Origin of the sequence: Yersinia alsatica (genome assembly GCF_902170305.1) — a bacterium.
Classification (GTDB): Bacteria; Pseudomonadota; Gammaproteobacteria; order Enterobacterales; family Enterobacteriaceae; genus Yersinia; species Yersinia alsatica.
Window position 1 is genome coordinate 50,309 of record NZ_CABHWW010000006.1, and the last position, 20,794, is coordinate 71,102.

Here is a 20,794-nt window from a genome sequence, read left to right on the forward strand (position 1 = left end):
TACTACTTAAATTTAAGCTTCGACTCTGTGCAATACAAAGTGGCGCTTACATTTAGGTTTTTGAAAATAAGTAAGCTCTGAAATTAGGGTAAAAAAAAGCACCGCAAAAATAGCGGTGCTGCATAAAATCACTATGGACAGACAGGGTAAATGTACAGGAAGTGAAAAAAAAACAGTAGCTTAGCTACAATGTCTGGTACACCAGACCATTTGCAAACACAACATCACAACCACAAAGCCAAAAGCATTTCAGTACCTGGATACTAAACCTACTTTTCGTTCCGGCTTGGGAAGTGCCGCCACTATAGGTATTTACTAGCACATCCTCAACGGACAATTTATAATGTCTCGGATTATAAAAACTAATAAGTAAACAAAGGGTTTCATCTCACGGTGAGCCGTTATAAAAAAGTATCCAATTCATGTCAAAACGATTACCACCACTGAATGCCTTGCGGGTTTTCGATGCGGCCGCACGCCACCTGAGTTTTACTAAAGCTGCTGATGAATTATTTGTGACTCAAGCTGCTGTTAGCCACCAGATAAAGTCACTGGAGGATTTTCTCGGGCTAAAATTGTTCCGCCGCCGTAACCGTTCTTTACTGCTGACCGAAGAAGGCCAGAGTTATTATCTCGATATCAAAGAGATATTTACCTCCATCAATGAAGCCACGCGCAAATTACAGGCCCGCAGTGCGAAAGGGGCTCTGACCGTCAGTCTCCCTCCTAGTTTTGCTATCCAATGGTTGGTTCCGCGTCTTTCTGGCTTTAATGCGGCTTATCCCGGCATTGATGTCAGGATCCAGGCGGTTGATCGGGAGGAGGACAAACTCGCTGACGATGTCGATGTAGCGATATTTTATGGTCGGGGGAACTGGACCGGTTTGCGCACTGAGCGTTTATATGCCGAATTCCTACTCCCGGTTTGTGCGCCGAGCTTATTAATGGGCGAACATGGATTAAAAGTGCCGTCAGATCTGGCTTATCACACCTTGTTGCATGATACTTCCCGCCGAGATTGGATGGCATATACTCGTCAATTGGGAGTGCCGCAGATTAACGTGCAACAAGGGCCGATATTCAGCCACAGTGCCATGGTGGTTCAGGCCGCTGTTCATGGTCAGGGTATTGCATTGGTGAATAACGTTATGGCGCAGTCTGAGATTGAAGCTGGGCGATTAGTGTGCCCATTTAATGATGTTTTGGTAAGTAAAAATGCTTTTTATCTGGTTTGTCATGACAGTCAGGCAGAACTGGGTAAAATAGCCGCTTTTCGTCAGTGGATACTGGCAAGAGCAGCCAGCGAACAGGAAAAGTTACGTTTTCGCTATGACAACTGACGTTTAATTATCACCAGGCAATGTAACGATAACTCTGATCCAACTTAAGGTTAATGACGATGAATGGTCGTTTAATGCTGATATTTGCCGCCCTGAGCGGTTTTTTCTATGTTGCTTTCGGCGCCTTTGGTGCTCATGTATTGAATGCCTCTTTGGGGCCGAATGAGATGGCTTGGATTCGCACCGGGCTGGAGTATCAGGGTTTCCATACGTTGGCGATCCTGGCATTAGCTGTTGCGATGCAGCGGCAGATAAGTATTTGGTTTTACTGGAGTGGAGCCTTGTTAGCGCTCGGAACGCTACTCTTTAGTGGCAGTTTATACTGCCTGGCTCTATCGCACCTGAAGCTGTGGGTATATATCACGCCAGTGGGCGGAGTATGTTTTCTGGCGGGATGGATTTTGATGTTGGTTGGCGCGCTGCGTCTAAGAAAAAGGGCAGAACGCCATGAATAATAAAATTGCTTTATATTGCCGCTCTGGTTTTGAGAAAGAGTGTGCGGCAGAAATTACCGCGAAGGCCGCAGAGCTGGAAATTTTTGGCTTTGCGCGGGTAAAAGAAAACAGTGGCTATGTACTGTTTGAATGTTATCAGTTGGAAGATGCTGACCGTTTGATTCGCGAAGTTCCTTTCCGCGAACTGATCTTTGCCCGCCAGATGATGGTGGTAGGTGAATTATTGAAAGATTTACCCCCTGAAGATCGTGTGTCTCCCATTGTTGGCATGTTAGTTGGTGTTATTGAAAAAGCCGGTGAGCTACGTGTTGAAGTTGCTGATACCAATGAAAGCAAAGAGTTACTTAAGTTCTGCCGTAAGCTGACAGTACCGCTGCGTAATGCCTTGCGTGAGCAAAAAATTCTGTCTGCTCGTGAGAATGCTCATCGTCCAGTTGTGCATGTGTTCTTTATTGCATCTGGCTGCTGTTATGTTGGTTATTCCTATAGCAACAATAATTCACCGTTCTATATGGGTATCCCGCGTCTCAAGTTCCCATCTGATGCACCAAGCCGTTCAACCTTAAAACTGGAAGAAGCATTCCATGTGTTTATTCCGGCGGATGAATGGGAAGAACGTCTGGCCAGTGGTATGCATGCTGTTGATTTAGGGGCTTGCCCCGGTGGTTGGACTTATCAATTAGTGCAACGCAGCATGATGGTTCAGGCTATTGATAATGGCTTGATGGCACAAAGCCTGATGGATACTGGGCAGGTGACTCATCATCGTGTTGATGGTTTTAAATATGAACCAACCCGCAGCAATATTTATTGGTTAGTGTGCGATATGGTGGAGAAGCCAGCTAAGGTGACTCAACTTATCATTAAGTGGCTGGTAAATGGTTGGTGCCGTGAGGCCATTTTCAACCTGAAATTACCGATGAAAAAGCGTTTTGAAGTCGTTTCAGAGAATCTGGAAATGATAGATGAACAGCTGAAAGAGCATGGTATTAATGCCCATATTCAGGCTAAGCAGCTCTATCATGACCGCGAAGAAGTGACGGTACATGTGCGGCGTATTTGGTCTGGTGCGCCTGGCCGCCGAGATGAGCGGAACTAGGTTAGCCATCATCTTTCAAGGTGCAGGTGTATTGGCAGCTCTCGGTTATCCGAATCGCTGACTTGTGTAAGCTCATCGGGATAAGTTCGTTGGCTGCCTACCTGCAACCTCAATGATTTAGGCTATGGTATTGTGTCCAAAGAAGGGATCAATGGATCCCTTTATTTTTTTAGGCTGAAATTATTTATTCAAACGTAGCTGCTGTAAATTGCCAGTTAACGGCAAATCAGTTTTAAGTGTCGCTATCTGTTTGCAAATAAAAGCCATCTCCTGATGTTCCTGCAATTTCTTACGCCACTTCTCCGGCACAGAATCTATCCCTTGATAAAGTTCTTCCAGACTATTGGCTTGTTGCAGTAACAACGCCGCTGTTTTTGCACCAATACCGACGACGCCAGGGATTTTACTGCTGCTGATCCCGGCAAGCCCCCAGTAATCCGGTAATTGATGCGGCAATACGCCAAATTCTTGCTTTACGAATGGCATATCCAGCCAACGTTTTTGAAAGTAATCTCGAATCTGTACATTCGGCGCTAACAGCTGGCAGTAGCCTTTGTCAGTTGAAACGATAGTGACTTGATGCCCAGCGCCACTGACTTTTGCAGCCAATGTTGCCGCCAGATCATCGGCTTCATTACCCGGCGAATGCCAGCAATTAACGCCCAATGAAATAAATGCCTCGCGGATAAGCGACATTTCTTGTTGCAGATTATCCGGCATCGGCGAACGACCTGCTTTGTAATCGGGAAGACATTGATGACGCCAGCTATCAGAGCGGTCATCCTCATCAAAAACCGCAACGGCATGAGTGGGTTGGCTATGTGAAATAAGCTGTTGTAACCCATGCTGGCAAGCATTAATACAAGGTGAACCCTGCACTGCATGAATGCGGCGAATGAGATTAAGGGCATCAACAATAAGAAGGTGAATTTGCATGATCTGTCTTATTTGAGGGTGGCATCATCATTAAGCCAGAGTAATGTCGGGTAACGCCAGCCAGAAGGCTTAGCGCTACCCGGTGAAGTTTACTTATTTTTTAACTACATCTTTATTCTTTAGCTAGATATCTATCCCTAACTACAGATTTCATAGCAAGGTGTATAAGCCGTGCCCGGTAACTTCATACGATGTTGAGCGATAAAGCCTTGCAGCAGTTGGTCCATTTGCTTCATCAGCAACGGGTCACCGTGCAATTTGAATGGCCCATGAGCTTCAATGGCATGGATTCCAACTTCTTTGACGTTACCTGCCACAATGCCAGAAAAAGCACGACGTAATGCTGCGGCCAGTTTTTCCGGTGGTTGATTATGAGACAAATCCAGATTAGCCATATTCTCGTGTGTTGGCTCAAAAGGATGCTGCAAGTCAGGCTCGATACGAATAGACCAGTTAAAGCTATAAGCGTCGCCGGTATTACGACGATTCTCTTTTACCAATGGCATCGATTTCTTCATCTGACGCGCGACTTCATCCGGATCGTCAATGATAATCTGATAGTATTTGCGCGCTCCATCACCTAGCGTATTCATGATGAATTCATCGACAACCCTGAAGTAATCTGCGCTCTCTTTTGGCCCGGTGAGGATCAGCGGCAATACCTGCTCACTGTTATCTGGATTCATTAGAATCCCTAACAGATAAAGTAATTCTTCCGCAGTCCCTACGCCGCCTGGGAAAATAATAATCCCATGTGCAATACGGACGAAGGCTTCCAGCCGCTTTTCAATGTCTGGCATGATGACCAGCTCATTGACCAGTGGGTTTGGTGGCTCAGCTGCAATAATTGAAGGCTCGGTCATACCGATAAAACGGCCTTGTTTGTAGCGCTGCTGGGCATGGCCTACAGCGGCTCCTTTCATCGGTGCTTCCATCGCTCCCGGCCCACAGCCGGTACAGATATTTAATTCGCGTAAACCGAGTTGGCTACCCACTTTACGGGCATATAAATACTCGTTTTCATTGATTGAATGACCGCCCCAACAAACAACCATATTAGGTTCTTCATCGATATGTAGGGCACGGGCATTACGTAAAATAGAGAAGACTTGGTCGGTCAAATGACTGGAGCTTTCTGTATGCCGATGTTGGGAGTGTTCGGTACTCACAATCTGCCCATTTACGAATAAAATATCGCGCAAGACCGCAAACAGGTTTGCCTGCAATGAGCGGATAATTTTACCATCAACAAAAGCATGTTCTGGGGGATTAACTAACTCGAGTTTTACGCCACGTTCACGACGCAATACATTGATATCAAATGTTTCATAGCGAGATAACAGCTCTTTACTGTTATCCGTTAGGCTACCTGAATTGAGAACAGCCAAGGAACAATTACGGAATAAACGGTATAGATCACTACTTGCTGTACGCTTAAGCATATCCACTTCGAGCTGTGACAACAGATCCATTGAGCCGAGTGGGCTGATATGTGTAATCAAAGTTACTCCTTTACACCCCTGGGGGGTGGTAGTACTTGTGTATCAGAGCGCCGCTTTCTGTTTTTCCGTGGAATATCAGAGAGCCCTCTAAGTGTCCATTACTGATTTTTTCATCTGAAAAGAGCATGAAGATCCTGTAATTAACCTTAACGTTGCCAGTCACTTTTTACCAATATTAACGTATTCGAGCTGTAATCTTGCGCACGCGCCCGCATTTATTGCCGTGCTAAACGGCCGGTTGACGGTACAAAGTCAGTATTGGAGCGCCATGGATTGATATCCAGCCCTCCGCGTCGGGTATAGCGAGCATAAACCGACAGTGTTTCTGGCTGACAAAAACGCATAATGTCATTGAAAATACGTTCAACACATTGCTCGTGAAATTCATTATGGTGACGGAAAGAGACCAAATAGCGCAGCAGTGCTTCGCGGTTAATTTGTCGGCCGCTATAGCTAATTTGTACTGAACCCCAATCTGGTTGGTGGGTTATCAAGCAGTTAGATTTGAGTAAGTGGCTGACCAAATTCTCTTCTACTCGATTTTTACCGGCGGCATCCTGCAAGTAATCAGCATTGAATTCATAGCTATCGATACGAATATCTTGTTGATCCAGACACTCTCCCGAGAAATTAGCAATTGGCTGATGGGCCAATTCGTCCAGATGATATAGCCGGACACTGACATCACCTTGCGCGCAGGTGGCCAGATCCTGTTGCAGAGTGGCTTGTACCTTTTCCCAGTCAGCAAAAACAGTTTGGTTAAAACTGTTGAGATAAAGCTTAAAACTTTTTGATTCAATCAGATTAACGCTATCTGCATTCAGGCTGATTTCGCCCACTGCGACCTGTGGCAGGCCATTGCTGTTCAGCCAGGACAACTCATACATTGTCCAGATATCTGCACCATGAAAGGGGAGGTTATCTGGATATAAACCGAGAGGTTCGCGGTTCATGCTGCGAGGTACGGCCTGTAGCAAGCTGACGTCATAGTGGTCGCGATAAGCGGTCGGTTTACCTAGCGTCAGTTCCGCCAGAGCCTGATGATCTTGATATGAAGACATGCTGTTTCCATGATGAGAGATAGGTACAATAGCCATAGTTTATCAATTAATGCTGCGTTTAACTGCATTTCTGAGTGGGTGTTCTGCCCCCTTTAGTGCAACCGAAGCTGCGGCGATACTGAGAATAACCATGGACCAGAACGTTTCAACGGCACTGAACAGCTTTACTCAACGTTATATTGATTTGTGGCAGCAGCAAACTGGGCACCTGCCTGCCAGTGACGAACTCTACGGCGTTCCTTCTCCTTGTATTGTGAAAACTCAGGATTCTCAGGTGTTTTGGTCGCCTCAGCCTTTTGTCGCTGAGGCCAACCTTGCCAATATTGAACGCGCGCTGGAGATTCAACTGCATCCAGATATTCATGAGTTTTATACCCGGCAATATGCTGGGGATATGAAAGCAGATTTAGGTGATCACCGTTTTACCTTGCTACAGGTCTGGAGCGAAGATGATTTTATTCGTTTGCAAGAGAATCTGATTGGTCATTTGGTCACACAAAAAAGATTAAAACTCTCGCCGACACTATTTTTAGCAACCACAGAATCTGAAATGACCATGGCTTCACTCTGCAACGTCAGCGGTAATGTGGTGCTCGAAGAGTTTGGTAGTGGGAAACGGACACTGCTAGCATCAACACTGGTCCATTTCTTGGATGCACTACGCCCAGTATTACCTGAATAAAGAAAAGGTTATTGTTTATTCAGATGTAGCCGGTGTGAGAGATCTCGCACACCGGCTGTGAGACATCACTTCTATTATTTTTATGTGAAATTATTGTATTAGGCTTATCTTCAATAAAATCACTTTGTTATAAACATTCATTTTTTTATATATAAAAGTGCCTGCCTCATTATTCTTTCAGTACCTTGTCTCTCTTTGTCGATTAAGCGATCCTTTATTCGCTGGATAGGATCTGGTGGAGAAGGACGGTATCAGGATGGTGCCACTTCAGGATGAAGAACACAGGGACTGCTTAGGATGAGTGAAGGGATGTTTCAGGATGAAACCAAGGACACCTCCAGGATGGAGATTGAGAGCCAGTTCAGGATGATTGGTGGGTTAGGATAACCTCAGGATTGACGCCGGGATGGTGTAGGACAACGCGACGGATTGCTGGTTAGGATAACCATACGGAAAAGTTTTCAAGGATTGAGCAGGGAGCATCAATTTTAGCTGGATTGCTATGAAACGAATTGAGGGGTACTGGTAAAACAGTACCCCTTTTTTTATCTGTATTTTGCTCAATCCGAATCTGTAAGCTAGGGTGTGAACTTGGGCATCCTTGGCTTCAATGGTATGCTTGGCCGCCGTTGAACCAGCCCGGTGAATGGTTGTTTTTTGGTTGAGAGCATAATCATGAATACAGAAAATCAGGTGCGTCAGAGCCTACAGAATATTGAGCTTGTCATGCGGGAAATTGATCTCTGGCAAGCAGTACCGCCACAAGCCGAAGCTTTCGAAAGTAACGAGCCTTTTAGCATTGATACCATGGATGCTGAACAGTGGTTGCAATGGGTACTTATTCCTCGGATGTATGCATTATTGGAATCGAACGGTGTGCTTCCAACCCGTTTTGCTATTACTCCCTATTTTGAAGAGGCTTTGAGTGGTGAAGACCGCCCGGATTGCACCGCACTGCTGGTTGAATTACAGCGTCTCGATGATCTACTGAATAAAGAAAATCACTGATGCTGGAAATACTCTATCAAGACGAACATATAGTTGCGGTAAATAAGCCTGCTGGCTGGCTAGTACATCGTAGTTGGCTGGACAGCAATGAAACCGTGTTTGTGATGCAAACAGTACGTGACCAGATAGGTCAGCATGTGTATACCGTTCATCGGCTGGATCGCCCGACATCGGGTGTATTGTTGATGGCGCTATCCAGCGATGTCGCTCGTGCGCTTTCATTACAATTTGAACAGCACCAAATCCAAAAAACATATCATGCGGTGGTGCGTGGATATGTCTTGGCTGGTGACACTATTGATTATGAAATGACGGAAGAGCTGGACAAAATTGCAGATAAATTTTCCCGGCCAGATAAGGCCCCTCAGCCTTCAGTCACTCACTATCAGCCTTTGGCTCAGGTAGAGGCTCCTGTCGCTATTGGGCGCTATGACACTGCGCGCTTTAGTTTATTAGAATTGCAGCCGGAAACCGGGCGTAAGCATCAACTTCGCCGACATATGGCGCATATTCGCCACCCAATTATCGGTGATAGCGCCCACGGCGATTTGCGCCAAAATCGTGGGGTTGCTCAGCATTTTGGTTGTTCGCGCCTGATGCTTCATGCCAGCCATTTGCAGTTGAATCATCCAGTAACTGGCGAGCCACTGAGCCTGACTGCGCGCTGGGATGAATCCTGGCAACAATTGATGTCACATTTTGGTTGGCAGGGTATTGCCCCTCATATTGAAAGGGTTGAGTTTCCGGCTACTGCGGGTCAGGATAGTGACTAATTTTTCTAGTTAAAAGGAAATATCTCTTATGGCCCAGGTCGGGATTTTTGTCGGCACAGTTTACGGCAATGCATTGTTGGTCGCAGAAGAAGCCGAGAACATACTGAAAGAGCAGGGGCACGAGGTAAAAGTGTTTGACGAAGGGACGTTAGAGGCCTGGCAGTATTATCGTCAACATTATGTGTTGGTGGTTACGTCAACAACCGGGCAGGGTGATTTCCCAGACAGTATTGCCCCACTATTTGTTGCGGTGCGCGATCAAGTCGGGTTCCAACCAGAGCTGCGTTATGGTGTTATTGCATTGGGTGATAGCAGTTACGATAGTTTCTGCGGTGCCGGGCGTACTTTCGATGAATTGTTGCAAGAGCAGGGTGCAACGAGAATTGGCGAACGACTGGAAATTGATGCTACTGAGCACCCAGAACCAGAAATTGTTTCTGCGCCTTGGGTCGAGCTGTGGGGGCGTTTACTGCAATGAGCAGATTTTCTAGTTGTTAATACTTGGAGTTGCGGGAGTGGTAGCGATACTCACTTGCCTGCAACTCCAATGATTTCAGGTAGATAAAAAATCTAGTCCGACTTAGCGGCCGTTAGTCAGCTTTTCCAGGTCAGATTCAATTTCAGAAATCTTATTGGCGACAACGCTTTCTAAGTGACGTAAGTCATCCAGAATTTTACGTTTTAAATCAACTTCAATCTGATCGCGTTTGCACAATTGATCTAGTTCATCAATGACATAACGAAGATTAGGATTGATTTCGTTGATTTCTTTATAGCCATGACCGGCATTATCAGCAACCACAGTTTTGCGTTGACGTGGATATTTGAATTTCACACTCTTAGCAAAAAACTCGCCTTTATCTTTGCGGAAGTAAATTTTCAGAATGTCGTTATTGGCCTCCTGACGCAGGCTATAGCGATCGACATCTTCCGGCTGCGTGATTCCTAAACTTTTCAGATTGTCATACATAGCGCCACCTTTTTTGTTTTTATACCCGTCATCTTTCAAGATGCAGGGTTGTTGGCTGCCATCACTCACCCAAGTCATTGAGCTATCTCAACGCCTTGGATTCATTCAGTTGCCGCCTACCTGCAACTCGAAATCTATTGGGTATATATTCCACAGTTTATGATTATGATGATAATTTTTGCAAAAGTATGTGATTAACATACAAGGCAAAAAAAATAGCGGGGGATTAGCCCGCTATCTTTAATCTTAGTCGATGGTGCGTAATAACTCGTTAATACCGACTTTACCACGTGTCTTCGCATCAACTTTCTTCACGATAACAGCACAGTACAAGCTGTAGCTGCCGTCTTTCGATGGCAGGTTGCCTGAAACGACAACCGAGCCGGCAGGAACGCGGCCATAATGGATTTCACCGGTTTCGCGATCATAGATGCGGGTACTTTGGCCGATGAAGACACCCATTGAGATAACCGAGCCTTCTTCGACAATAACCCCTTCAACGACTTCTGAACGCGCGCCAACAAAGCAGTTATCTTCGATAATCGTTGGGTTAGCTTGCAGTGGCTCCAATACACCACCAATGCCGACACCGCCGGACAGGTGAACATTTTTACCAATTTGCGCGCAAGAACCCACCGTTGCCCATGTGTCGACCATGGTACCTTCATCAACGAAAGCACCGATGTTCACATAAGAAGGCATCAACACGGTATTGCGGGCAATGAATGCACCTTTACGCACGGTTGCTGGCGGCACCACGCGGAAGCCTTCACGCTGAAAACGTGCTTCATCATAACCGGCGAATTTCATTGGTACTTTATCGTAGTAACGGGTTTCAGCGCCTTCCATTACTTGGTTATCATTGATACGGAAAGACAGCAGCACCGCCTTTTTTAGCCACTGGTGGGTGACCCACTGACCGTCAATCTTTTCTGCAACCCGCAAGGCACCGGTATCCAGCAGATCAATCACATGGTTAATCGCTTCGCGCGTTACGGTGTCTACGTTTGCCGGAGTAATGTCTGCACGACGCTCGAAGGCGGTTTCAATAACGTTCTGTAGTTGCTGCATCCTGGTCTCTTTCCTGATGTTATACCCATCTGACTTGACGCTGCCGCAGTGATAGCTGCAACGCCAATGCTTTGGGTAACCGATTGTAAGAAAATTAATCGTTAAAAAGTTATTTGTATCACAGTTTATCGTTCGGATTGAGGGTATCTGTCAACCGTTGTGCTAATTCACGACGCGTTTCAATACTCAAAGCACGGCGATCTTTATCGGCCAACACAAATAAATCCTCTACCCGCTCGCCGATAGTGGTGATGCGCGCGCTATGCAGTGATAGCCCTAAGTCCGCAAAAATCTCGCCGACACGAGCCAATAAACCCGGCTGGTCTAGTGCGATTAACTCCAGATAAGTCCGGCGCTCATTATGAGTAGGCAAAAAGTTAGTTTCAGTCGGCACACTGAAATGGCGTAATTTAGGTGATAACCGCCTGACGCGCGGATGCTGATAGTTTGTCCGAGTCATGGCTTGCTGCAAGGCATGCCTGATAATTGGGTGCCTATCTTGTGCCAGTGGGCTGCCATCAGGCTCCAGCACGATAAAAGTATCCATCGCCATGCCATCACGGTTAGTGAAAATCTGTGCATCATGGACACTTAGGTTGCGGCGATCCAATTCACCGACCACGGCGGCAAATAGCGATGGGCGGTCAGGGCTCCAGATGAATATCTCGGTGCCGCCACGGGTTGCCTGACGGCTAATTAATACCAATGGCTTGGTTGAGTCGTGCTCAAGCAAATGGCGTGCATGCCAGGCCAACTGATTCGGCGAATGGCGCAAGAAGTAATCCGCCCGACAACGGCTCCAGATACGATGCAATGCTTCTTCATCAATATTATCCATCCGCAACAGTGCCAGCGCCTGTAGCCGATGGTGGCGCACGCGCTCACGGAGATCCGGGCTGTTTTGCATCCCACGACGCAGCTGTTTCTCGGTGGCGAAATAAAGCTCGCGCAATAAGCTTTGTTTCCAGCTATTCCACAGATTTTCATTGGTGGCGCAAATATCAGCTACCGTCAGGCTGACTAAATAGCGCAGGCGCGTTTCGCTTTGCACCTCGGCGGAGAATTGCTGAATAACCTCTGGATCTTGAATATCACGACGTTGAGCTGTTACGGACATCAATAGATGGCAACGGACTAACCAGGCCACAAGTTGCGCCTCGCGGGAGTTCAGCCCGTGCTGCTCGGCAAACTCCAAAACATCGTGCGCGCCGAGAATAGAGTGGTCACCCCCACGCCCTTTGGCAATATCGTGGAATAGCGCGGCCAGTAGCAATAATTCAGGCTGGGGCAAGCGCGGGTAAAGCTCTACGCACAGGGGGTGGAGTGGCCGGGTGGTTTCATCGGCGAAACTTTCAAGTTTCAGTAAAACTCGAATGGTGTGCTCATCGACGGTATAAGCATGGAACAGGTCAAATTGCATCTGCCCGACGATACTGCCCCACTGCGGCATATAAGCCCACAGCACGCTGTGGCGGTGCATTGGCAGCAATGCGCGGGAAACAGCACCGGGATGGCGTAAAATAGCCATAAACAGCTTACGGGCTTCAGGAATATGACATAACGGCTGTTTCAGGTGCCGGCGTGCATGGCGCAAACGGCGCACCGTGGTGGAGTAAATCCCTTTGATGTCCTGATTCCGCACCATCAAATAGAACATGCGCATAATGGCTTCAGGCTGCTGAACAAAGAGATTTTCATCACGCAGATCTATTAAATCGCCACGTAACTGAAATTCATCATCCAATGGGCGCGGTTTTTCATTGGTATCCAACGCCAATATGGCTTCATCAAACAGCTGCAATAGCATGTTGTTCAGCTCACTTACCCGGCGAGTCATCCGATAGAAATCTTTCATCATATGTTCGACGGGCTCATTGCCTTCGCCTTGATACTGCAAAAGCTGGGCAACGCTCAACTGACGGTCGAACAACAGGCGGTTATCGTAGCGGGTCAGGACCAAATGCAGTGCAAAACGGATACGCCATAAAAAACTCTGGCTTTCAATCAGCTCATTACGTTCCGCTTTGGTTAGAAAACCAAAATCGACCATTTCACTTAAGGAGGTGGCACCAAAATGGCGGCGGGCAACCCACAGCAGGGTATGAATATCCCTTAAACCACCGGGGCTGCTTTTGATATCCGGTTCCAGATTATAGCTGGTACCGTGATAACGCTTATGCCGCTCTTGTTGCTCGGCAACTTTGGCATGGAAAAATTTAGGCGATGGCCAAAAGCTGTCGCTGAAAATATGCTTTTGCATCTGTAGAAATAGGGCTACATCGCCGCAAATCAAACGCGATTCAATCATGTTGGTGGCCACGGTGAGGTCGGCCAGCCCTTCTAACAAACACTCTTCCAGCGTACGTACGCTATGGCCAACTTCCAGCTTCAAATCCCATAGCAGAGTAATCAACTGACCGACTCGCTGGGCCTGCTCTTCATCCAGGCGCTGCTTGCTGAGGATTAATACATCAATATCGGATAATGGATGCAGCTCACCACGGCCATAGCCACCGACGGCGACCAGTGCAGTTTCTGGCACATCATCGAAGCCATAGAATGTCCATAATCGCTGGAGCAGGTGGTCAATGTAGTCACTGCGCGCGGCAATGAGTATCTCTGCACTGATTCCGCCATTGAATGCATCAGCCAGCCAGGATTGGAAAATCTCTAACCGCTGCTTGAGTATCGGGCAATTAAGTTCGCTATCAAGATAGGTATTCGGTGGCGCGGGCTGCTCCGGAATGACCTTCGTTACCGCCAGTGATGTAGAGTGCTCGGTGTGATTGTCAGACATATATTTCCCGTAGATAAAAATCCGCTGAAAAACGCAGCCCATAAAAAAGCCGGCGGGAGCCGGCTTGTCATTGTTACTCGTGCGTTATGATGTTGGGGATGGTGTCATCCTTGCGCAACGTCATTATTTCGCAGCCGTTATCGGTTACCACAATAGTATGCTCATACTGCGCCGACAAGCTGCGATCTTTAGTTTTTACTGTCCAGCCATCCTTCATGGTACGGATGCGGTAATCGCCTGCATTGACCATAGGTTCAATCGTGAAGGCCATACCGGCTTGCAGTACCACACCACCGTCATCAGCATCGTAGTGCAGAACTTGTGGCTCTTCATGGAAACCTTCGCCAATACCGTGACCGCAATATTCACGCACCACTGAAAAGTTCTCTGCTTCGACAAACTTCTGGATAGCTTTACCCAGTGTACGCAAGCGGATACCCGGTTTGACCATTTTGATCGCCAGATACAGGCTTTCTTGTGTCACGCGGCACAAGCGCTCGCCCAAAATAGTCGGTTTGCCGACGATAAACATTTTTGAGGTATCGCCGTGGAAGCCATCTTTAATCACGGTAACGTCAATATTAACGATATCGCCATCTTTCAGTATTTTTTCATCACTTGGAATGCCGTGGCAGATAACTTCATTGACTGAAATACAGACTGACTTCGGAAAACCGTGATAGCCCAGACATGCAGAAATCGCTTGCTGGTGGTTAGTGATATGGTCGTGACAAATACGATCAAGCTCACCGGTGCTAATCCCCGGCTTTACGTGAGGTTCAATAATTTCCAGCACTTCAGCAGCCAAGCGGCCAGCAACGCGCATTTTTTGAATATCTTCAGGTGTTTTGATTGAGATTGCCATGCAAAAGTGTCCGTAGGGGCTGTAAATCTCTAGCCGCCGTTATTAATTAAATGCAGAAAATGAGCAGGTAAATATCGATTAATAAAAAATCTGCTGACAATGGTACCAGCCCTGCAATTTGCTGCCAAACTTTCGTTTGCAGTGACGACATTAAATGCAACAAAAGTTGGTGTGTCGTGGCTGTTTATGGTATAAAGCGCGCCGGCGAACCGCACTCTGTTCTTGTGGCAAATGCGTTGTTTAGCTGAGTAATACCAATCGCACTCATATGTGTAAATAACACACACGTGTCGACACATACGCCGGGGTGCCCTAAAGTTTTTGATTATTATCAATCTCTTATGGGGTCGGCGTTATGGGACACGTGGAGGCATAACCCCAACTGATACTATAGAGGTTTTAATCATGGCAACTGTTTCCATGCGCGACATGCTCCAGGCCGGTGTTCACTTCGGTCACCAGACCCGTTACTGGAACCCGAAAATGAAGCCTTTCATCTTCGGCGCACGTAACAAAGTTCACATCATCAACCTGGAAAAGACCGTACCACTGTTCAACGAAGCTCTGGCTGAATTGAAAAAGATCTCTTCCCGTAAAGGTAAGATCTTGTTCGTTGGTACTAAACGCGCAGCAAGCGAAGCGGTAAAAGACGCTGCCAACAACTGCGACCAGTTCTTCGTGAACCATCGCTGGTTGGGCGGGATGCTGACTAACTGGAAAACTGTTCGTCAGTCCATCAAACGTTTGAAAGATTTGGAAATCCAGTCTCAAGACGGCACCTTTGACAAGCTGACCAAAAAAGAAGCGCTGATGCGTACTCGTGAACTGAACAAGCTGGAAAACAGCCTGGGCGGTATCAAAGACATGGGCGGCTTACCAGACGCACTGTTTGTTGTTGATGCTGATCACGAACACATCGCTATCAAAGAAGCTAACAACCTGGGTATCCCGGTATTCTCTATCGTTGATACTAACTCCGATCCAGATGGCGTTGACTTCATCATCCCAGGTAACGATGACGCAATCCGTGCAGTTAAACTGTACCTGAACGCTGTTGCTACCGCCGTCAATGAAGGTCGTTCTCAAGATCTGGCCGTTCAAGCGGAAGAAAGCTTCGTAGAAGCTGAATAATAAGTCAGGCTCGGTGTGAGCCCTTATTAACCAGGTATTGAAATATGTTGGTTAGGGGGCCTTTTATAGGCCCCCTTTGCGTATCTAATGTGAGATCTTGTTTTCACAAGAGAACCGAGGAAATTGAAATGGTTGCTATTACCGCTGCTTTGGTAAAAGAACTGCGTGAGCGTACTGCCGCAGGCATGATGGAATGTAAAAAGGCGTTGGTTGAAGCTAACGGCGACATCGAGCTTGCCATCGACAATATGCGTAAATCTGGTCAGGCTAAAGCTGCCAAGAAAGCAGGCCGTATCGCTGCTGAAGGCATCATCCTGGCTAAAGTTTCAGCTGACGGCAAATTCGGTGTGATTCTGGAACTGAACTGCGAAACTGACTTCGTTGCTAAAGATGCTGGCTTCAAAGCATTCGGCGAAGAAGTTATCAACGCGGCTCTGGCTGACAAAATCACTGATATTGAAGTTCTGAAAGCTAAGTTTGAAGAACAACGCGCTAACCTGGTTGCTAAAATCGGTGAGAACATCAATATCCGTCGTATCGCTGCTCTGGAAGGCGATATTCTGGGTACTTACCTGCACGGCGCCCGTATCGGTGTTATGGTTGCGGCAACTGGCGCTGATGAAGAGCTGGTTAAGCACATTGCTATGCACATCGCTGCAAGCAAGCCTGAATACGTTAAGCCAGAAGATGTTCCTGCTGAAGTTGTTGCTCGTGAGCACCAAATCCAGTTGGACATCGCTATCGAATCCGGCAAACCACGTGAAATTGCTGAGAAGATGGTTGAAGGCCGTATGCGTAAGTTCACCGGCGAAGTTTCTCTGACTGGTCAGAACTTCGTAATGGACCCAAGCAAAACTGTTGGCGATCTGTTGAAAGAGAACAACGCTGACGTTGTAAACTTCATCCGCTTCGAAGTGGGCGAAGGCATTGAGAAAGTTGAGACTGACTTTGCTGCTGAAGTTGCAGCAATGAGCAAACAGTCTTAATGCTAAAAATGGGGCCGCCAATAGGCGGTTCCATTTTATCTACCCAATATCCGTCATTCTTCAAGTTACAGGTGTGTTGACTGCCTTCGTTCAGCTCAGTTACTTACTGATGTGGGCTCCTGAGGACTCGAATTATTTAGGGTATAATCTTAGTCCGGTTAGTTTTCAACGCAAAATATGGCTTTGAAGTTCTGACGGTCAAGTCTCCAATATTTTTACTGCTGCTTAGGACAGAACACCATGGCAACCAATGCAAAACCCGTATATCAGCGTATCCTGCTTAAGCTTAGTGGCGAAGCCCTGCAAGGCGCAGAAGGTTTTGGTATCGACGCAAGCGTTTTGGATCGCATGGCTCAAGAAGTTAAAGAGCTGGTCGAATTGGGCATTCAGGTCGGTGTGGTCATTGGCGGTGGTAACTTATTCCGCGGTGCCGGTTTAGCACAGGCAGGGATGAACCGCGTAGTGGGCGACCACATGGGAATGCTGGCTACCGTAATGAACGGCTTGGCAATGCGAGATGCACTGCACCGTGCCTATGTGAACGCCCGCCTGATGTCTGCTATTCCACTTAATGGTGTGTGTGATAATTACAGCTGGGCCGAAGCAATCAGCCTGCTGCGCCACAACCGAGTGGTTATTTTTGCTGCGGGTACAGGTAACCCATTCTTCACCACGGATTCTGCGGCTTGTCTGCGCGGTATCGAGATTGAAGCTGATGTTGTATTGAAAGCAACAAAAGTCGATGGGGTTTACTCCGCAGATCCGGTGAAAAATCCTGACGCGACATTGTACGAACAGTTAACCTATCAAGACGTTTTAGAGCGTGAGTTGAAAGTTATGGATCTGGCGGCCTTCACTTTGGCCCGTGACCACAATTTGCCAATTCGTGTCTTCAACATGAATAAACCCGGTGCTCTGCGCCGTGTGGTGATGGGCGAGAATGAAGGGACGTTGATCACTAAAGAAGTGGCAGCGGTAGCTAAATAAGCGACTTCCCGTACTGTCAGGGGCATCTGGATTGAGCGTTTGCCCCTTTAGCCAGCAACTGTTGGTTTGTATATTCACCGGCTATACTTAAGTTATGGCCTGACAAGTAACCAGTTTTCAAGGGTTCACAACGTGATTAACGAAATTAGAAAAGATACCGAAGTACGCATGGAGAAATGCTTAGAAGTCTTCCAGAATCATATTAGTAAGATTCGTACTGGTCGCGCTTCTCCAAGTATTCTTGATGGCATTCAGGTTGAGTATTATGGCACTGCTACGCCATTGCGCCAGCTGGCTAACATCGTTGTTGAAGACTCCCGTACTCTGGCGTTGACCGTCTTTGACCGCAGTTTGAGCGCCGCCGTTGAGAAAGCGATCATGACCTCTGATTTAGGTCTGAATCCTTCTTCTGCGGGCACCGTTATTCGTGTTCCACTGCCAGCATTGACTGAAGAGCGTCGTAAAGACTTGATTAAAGTCGTGCGTGCAGAAGCAGAGCAGGGCCGCGTCTCTATCCGTAACGTGCGTCGTGATGCAAACGAAAAAGTGAAAGCTTTGTTGAAAGATAAAGAGATCAGTGAAGACGAAGATCGCCGTTCTCAAGATGATATCCAAAAGCTGACCGATGCTTTCATCAAGAAAGTTGATGCGGCCTTGGCTGCAAAAGAAACCGAGTTGATGGATTTCTAATCCTCATTCGTAATGGCAGAGCGTCGCTTCGGCGGCGCTTTGTTTTTAGTCGGTTTAATGTTTTATTAGGCTGATACTTTATTGGCTAAATATCTTATTAAAACAATACGTTATTAGAGCAATAGATTATCGGCGTAATAAGCTTATCGACAATAAAGCGCCATAAAATTGGGTATGAGGATAAAAAATTATCGCCTGTTGTGCAGGTCGGTTAATGCCTCGCCTATCATAAAAACAGTTATTCAGAGCACTCTCATGAAGCAACTGACTATTCTTGGTTCTACTGGTTCCATCGGCAACAGCACCTTGGGTGTTGTGCGCGCAAATCCCGAATTATTCAAAGTAACTGCCCTGGTTGCTGGTCGCAATGTCGAACAGATGGCTCAGCAATGCCTTGAGTTCACACCCCGCTATGCAGCAATGTCAGATGAAGCCTCGGCTGCTGCATTGCGTCAATTATTAGCTGAAAATGGTTCTCGAACCGAAGTTTACGCCGGTGAAAAGGCGGCTTGTGAATTAGCAGCTTTAGATGAAGTCAACCAGGTGATGGCGGCTATTGTGGGCGTGGCTGGGTTACCTTCTACACTAGCAGCGATCCGTAAAGGCAAGCAGGTATTACTGGCTAACAAAGAGTCGCTAATTACCTGTGGCAAGCTCTTTATGGATGAGGTGAGGCACAGCCATGCGCAGTTGTTGCCCATAGATAGCGAACATAATGCTATTTTTCAGAGTTTACCTGAAAAAGTTCAGCGCCAATTAGGCTATTCTTCTTTGAGTGAGAATGGTGTCTCGCGCATTATTTTGACCGGCTCTGGTGGCCCACTGCGTGAAACCCCGTTATCACAATTTGCCGATGTCACACCGGATCAAGCTTGTGCGCATCCCAACTGGTCTATGGGGCGTAAAATCTCAGTCGATTCGGCGACAATGATGAATAAAGGGCTAGAGTATATTGAGGCTCGCTGGTTATTTAATGCCAGCGCTGAGCAGATAGAAGTCATTTTGCATCCTCAATCTGTCATTCACTCAATGGTCCGCTATCATGATGGGAGTGTATTGGCACAGATGGGAACACCAGATATGCGCACACCTATTGCGCATGCGATGGCGTACCCGATGCGGGTTAATTCTGGTGTCGCCCCTCTGGATTTTTGCAAGATTCGTGAATTGACCTTTGGTGACCCGGATTATCAACGTTATCCATGTCTGAAGCTGGCAATTGATGCATGCAACGCAGGGCAAGCCGCAACCACGGCGCTGAATGCAGCGAATGAAATTTCTGTGATGGCATTCCTGGATTCGAGAATTCGTTTCACTGACATTGCAGCAATCAATCGTAATGTAGTGGAGCATTTATCGTTGCAAGAACCTGCCAGTGTGGACGAGGTGCTGGTAATTGACCGCCAAGCCCGTGATATGGCAACGAAAGCAATAGCAAAATTGAATAATTAAAAGCCTTATCTGCTGATGTGGGAATTTGTTAGGGCAGAGCTGAGATGATATAGTCAGCATTATCAATGGATGGATAGACCATTGATTAGTGGCCCAATAGGTATTTAAACCGTCTATTTTGGCTGTCACTTAAGAAGCCGTGACTTGGTACACGGCTTTTTTTGTGCGCTTACGGCCTAATGTTCGGGACGAACAATTGATTTATTGAGGAAATGAGTTCGCATTATGTCGTCTGTAAATGAAGATAGGGCTAACTTGTCCCCCCTAATCCCGCGTCATGTTGCTATTATTATGGACGGCAATGGGCGTTGGGCTAAAAATCGGGGTAAATTAAGGGTTTTCGGTCATAAAGCAGGGGTGAAGTCGGTGCGCCGGGCTGTGAGTTTTGCCGCTTCTCATCAATTAGATGCACTCACGCTTTATGCTTTCAGTAGTGAAAACTGGAATCGCCCTGCTCAAGAAGTCACCGCTCTGATGGAGCTTTTTGTTCGAGCGCTGGACAGTGAAGTAAAAAGTCTGCATAAACATAATGTTCGTTTATCAGTTATTGGTGATATCAGTCGATTTAGTGAACGTTTGCAACAACGGATCCGTCGCTCAGAAGAGTTAACTGCAGATAATGACGGTCTGAAGCTTAACATTGCTGCCAATTATGGTGGCCGTTGGGATATTATTCAGGGAATGCGTCACTTAGCTGAGCAAGTACAGCGAGGCGAGTTGCAACCCGCAGATATCAGTGAAGAATCGCTAAACTCGCATATCTGCCTGCATGAGCAATCTGAGGTAGATTTAGTGATCAGAACCGGTGGTGAACATCGCATCAGTAATTTCTTGTTGTGGCAAATTGCCTATGCTGAACTTTACTTTACTGATGTACTCTGGCCTGATTTTGATGAACATGTCTTTGAAGGTGCGCTGAATGCATTTGCACAACGCGAGCGTCGCTTCGGGGGAACTACACCTATCGATGCCACTGCATCCTAGGGGGA

The 20,794-nt window shown here is 46.9% G+C and carries 20 protein-coding genes; 13 read left to right on the forward strand and 7 right to left on the reverse strand.

What is annotated here, in order from left to right; genetic code table 11:
* Positions 1-422 precede the first annotated feature (422 nt).
* The 3 genes from FTA96_RS01720 to rlmM are packed head-to-tail and all read left to right on the forward strand — an operon-like array spanning position 423 to position 2,894.
* On the forward strand, positions 423-1,340 hold the full coding sequence (locus FTA96_RS01720; protein ID WP_050098100.1) for a transcriptional regulator GcvA: 918 nt from the start codon (positions 423-425) through the stop codon (positions 1,338-1,340).
* 59 nt (positions 1,341-1,399) lie between these two features.
* A complete protein-coding gene (locus FTA96_RS01725) occupies positions 1,400-1,795 on the forward strand; it encodes a DUF423 domain-containing protein (RefSeq protein ID WP_072077741.1) in 396 nt (131 codons plus the stop codon).
* Positions 1,788-2,894, forward strand: a complete 1,107-nt coding sequence (rlmM, locus tag FTA96_RS01730; RefSeq protein WP_050136205.1) for a 23S rRNA (cytidine(2498)-2'-O)-methyltransferase RlmM — start codon at positions 1,788-1,790, stop codon at positions 2,892-2,894. The genes FTA96_RS01725 and rlmM overlap by 8 nt, the downstream gene beginning before the upstream one ends.
* Before the next feature lie 180 nt (positions 2,895-3,074).
* Here rlmM and xni read toward each other — a convergent pair whose 3' ends face one another.
* The 3 genes from xni to queF form a co-directional block, all read right to left on the reverse strand.
* Positions 3,075-3,830: a flap endonuclease Xni gene (xni, locus tag FTA96_RS01735; protein WP_145573072.1), complete on the reverse strand. Its 756-nt coding sequence runs from the start codon at positions 3,828-3,830 to the stop codon at positions 3,075-3,077.
* A gap of 137 nt (positions 3,831-3,967) precedes the next feature.
* Positions 3,968-5,332, reverse strand: coding sequence for a nucleotide 5'-monophosphate nucleosidase PpnN (gene ppnN, locus FTA96_RS01740; protein WP_050109932.1), 1,365 nt, complete (start codon positions 5,330-5,332; stop codon positions 3,968-3,970).
* A gap of 215 nt (positions 5,333-5,547) precedes the next feature.
* Entirely contained in the window at positions 5,548-6,393 is an 846-nt protein-coding gene (queF, locus tag FTA96_RS01745; RefSeq protein ID WP_050136200.1) for an NADPH-dependent 7-cyano-7-deazaguanine reductase QueF, read from the reverse strand.
* A 130-nt stretch (positions 6,394-6,523) separates the two neighbouring features.
* On the opposite strand from queF, the gene syd reads away from it, so the two are divergent.
* From syd to FTA96_RS01765, 4 genes are all read left to right on the forward strand, one after another.
* Positions 6,524-7,075: a SecY-interacting protein gene (gene syd / locus FTA96_RS01750; protein WP_050109964.1), complete on the forward strand. Its 552-nt coding sequence runs from the start codon at positions 6,524-6,526 to the stop codon at positions 7,073-7,075.
* A gap of 675 nt (positions 7,076-7,750) precedes the next feature.
* Complete coding sequence (locus FTA96_RS01755; RefSeq protein WP_050109930.1) at positions 7,751-8,083, forward strand: YqcC family protein; 333 nt, start codon at positions 7,751-7,753, stop codon at positions 8,081-8,083.
* Positions 8,083-8,856, forward strand: coding sequence for a tRNA pseudouridine(65) synthase TruC (gene truC / locus FTA96_RS01760; protein WP_050109929.1), 774 nt, complete (start codon positions 8,083-8,085; stop codon positions 8,854-8,856). Before FTA96_RS01755 ends, truC begins: the two co-directional genes overlap by 1 nt.
* 28 nt (positions 8,857-8,884) lie before the next feature.
* Complete coding sequence (locus FTA96_RS01765; RefSeq protein ID WP_050109928.1) at positions 8,885-9,334, forward strand: flavodoxin; 450 nt, start codon at positions 8,885-8,887, stop codon at positions 9,332-9,334.
* 102 nt (positions 9,335-9,436) lie between these two features.
* Here the strand turns inward: FTA96_RS01765 and FTA96_RS01770 are convergent, their stop codons facing one another.
* The 4 genes from FTA96_RS01770 to map all read right to left on the reverse strand — a co-directional run bounded on the left by FTA96_RS01770 (position 9,437) and on the right by map (position 14,559).
* Positions 9,437-9,826, reverse strand: a complete 390-nt coding sequence (locus tag FTA96_RS01770; RefSeq protein WP_004706707.1) for a DUF3461 family protein — start codon at positions 9,824-9,826, stop codon at positions 9,437-9,439.
* 246 nt (positions 9,827-10,072) lie between these two features.
* A complete protein-coding gene (gene dapD, locus FTA96_RS01775) occupies positions 10,073-10,897 on the reverse strand; it encodes a 2,3,4,5-tetrahydropyridine-2,6-dicarboxylate N-succinyltransferase (protein WP_004391708.1) in 825 nt (274 codons plus the stop codon).
* 118 nt (positions 10,898-11,015) lie between these two features.
* Entirely contained in the window at positions 11,016-13,694 is a 2,679-nt protein-coding gene (gene glnD / locus FTA96_RS01780) for a bifunctional uridylyltransferase/uridylyl-removing protein GlnD (RefSeq protein WP_145573074.1), read from the reverse strand.
* 73 nt (positions 13,695-13,767) lie between these two features.
* The gene (map, locus tag FTA96_RS01785) at positions 13,768-14,559 is read right to left on the reverse strand and encodes a type I methionyl aminopeptidase (RefSeq protein ID WP_050109926.1); all 792 of its coding nucleotides are present in this window, start codon (positions 14,557-14,559) and stop codon (positions 13,768-13,770) included.
* Between the two features lie 405 nt (positions 14,560-14,964).
* Between map and rpsB the strand changes: the two genes are divergently transcribed.
* The 6 genes from rpsB to ispU all read left to right on the forward strand — a co-directional run bounded on the left by rpsB (position 14,965) and on the right by ispU (position 20,789).
* A complete protein-coding gene (gene rpsB, locus FTA96_RS01795) occupies positions 14,965-15,690 on the forward strand; it encodes a 30S ribosomal protein S2 (protein WP_050109925.1) in 726 nt (241 codons plus the stop codon).
* 128 nt (positions 15,691-15,818) lie between these two features.
* Positions 15,819-16,676 carry a translation elongation factor Ts gene (gene tsf / locus FTA96_RS01800; protein WP_050109924.1) on the forward strand — a complete coding sequence of 286 codons (858 nt, stop codon included), beginning with the start codon at positions 15,819-15,821 and terminating at the stop codon, positions 16,674-16,676.
* A gap of 240 nt (positions 16,677-16,916) precedes the next feature.
* Positions 16,917-17,663, forward strand: a complete 747-nt coding sequence (pyrH, locus tag FTA96_RS01805) for a UMP kinase (protein WP_050078627.1) — start codon at positions 16,917-16,919, stop codon at positions 17,661-17,663.
* A gap of 132 nt (positions 17,664-17,795) precedes the next feature.
* Positions 17,796-18,353: a ribosome recycling factor gene (gene frr / locus FTA96_RS01810; RefSeq protein ID WP_005164052.1), complete on the forward strand. Its 558-nt coding sequence runs from the start codon at positions 17,796-17,798 to the stop codon at positions 18,351-18,353.
* 255 nt (positions 18,354-18,608) lie between these two features.
* Positions 18,609-19,805, forward strand: coding sequence for a 1-deoxy-D-xylulose-5-phosphate reductoisomerase (gene ispC, locus FTA96_RS01815; protein WP_050109923.1), 1,197 nt, complete (start codon positions 18,609-18,611; stop codon positions 19,803-19,805).
* Between the two features lie 225 nt (positions 19,806-20,030).
* Positions 20,031-20,789 carry a (2E,6E)-farnesyl-diphosphate-specific ditrans,polycis-undecaprenyl-diphosphate synthase gene (gene ispU, locus FTA96_RS01820; protein WP_050109922.1) on the forward strand — a complete coding sequence of 253 codons (759 nt, stop codon included), beginning with the start codon at positions 20,031-20,033 and terminating at the stop codon, positions 20,787-20,789.
* The last annotated feature ends 5 nt before the right edge of the window (positions 20,790-20,794 follow it).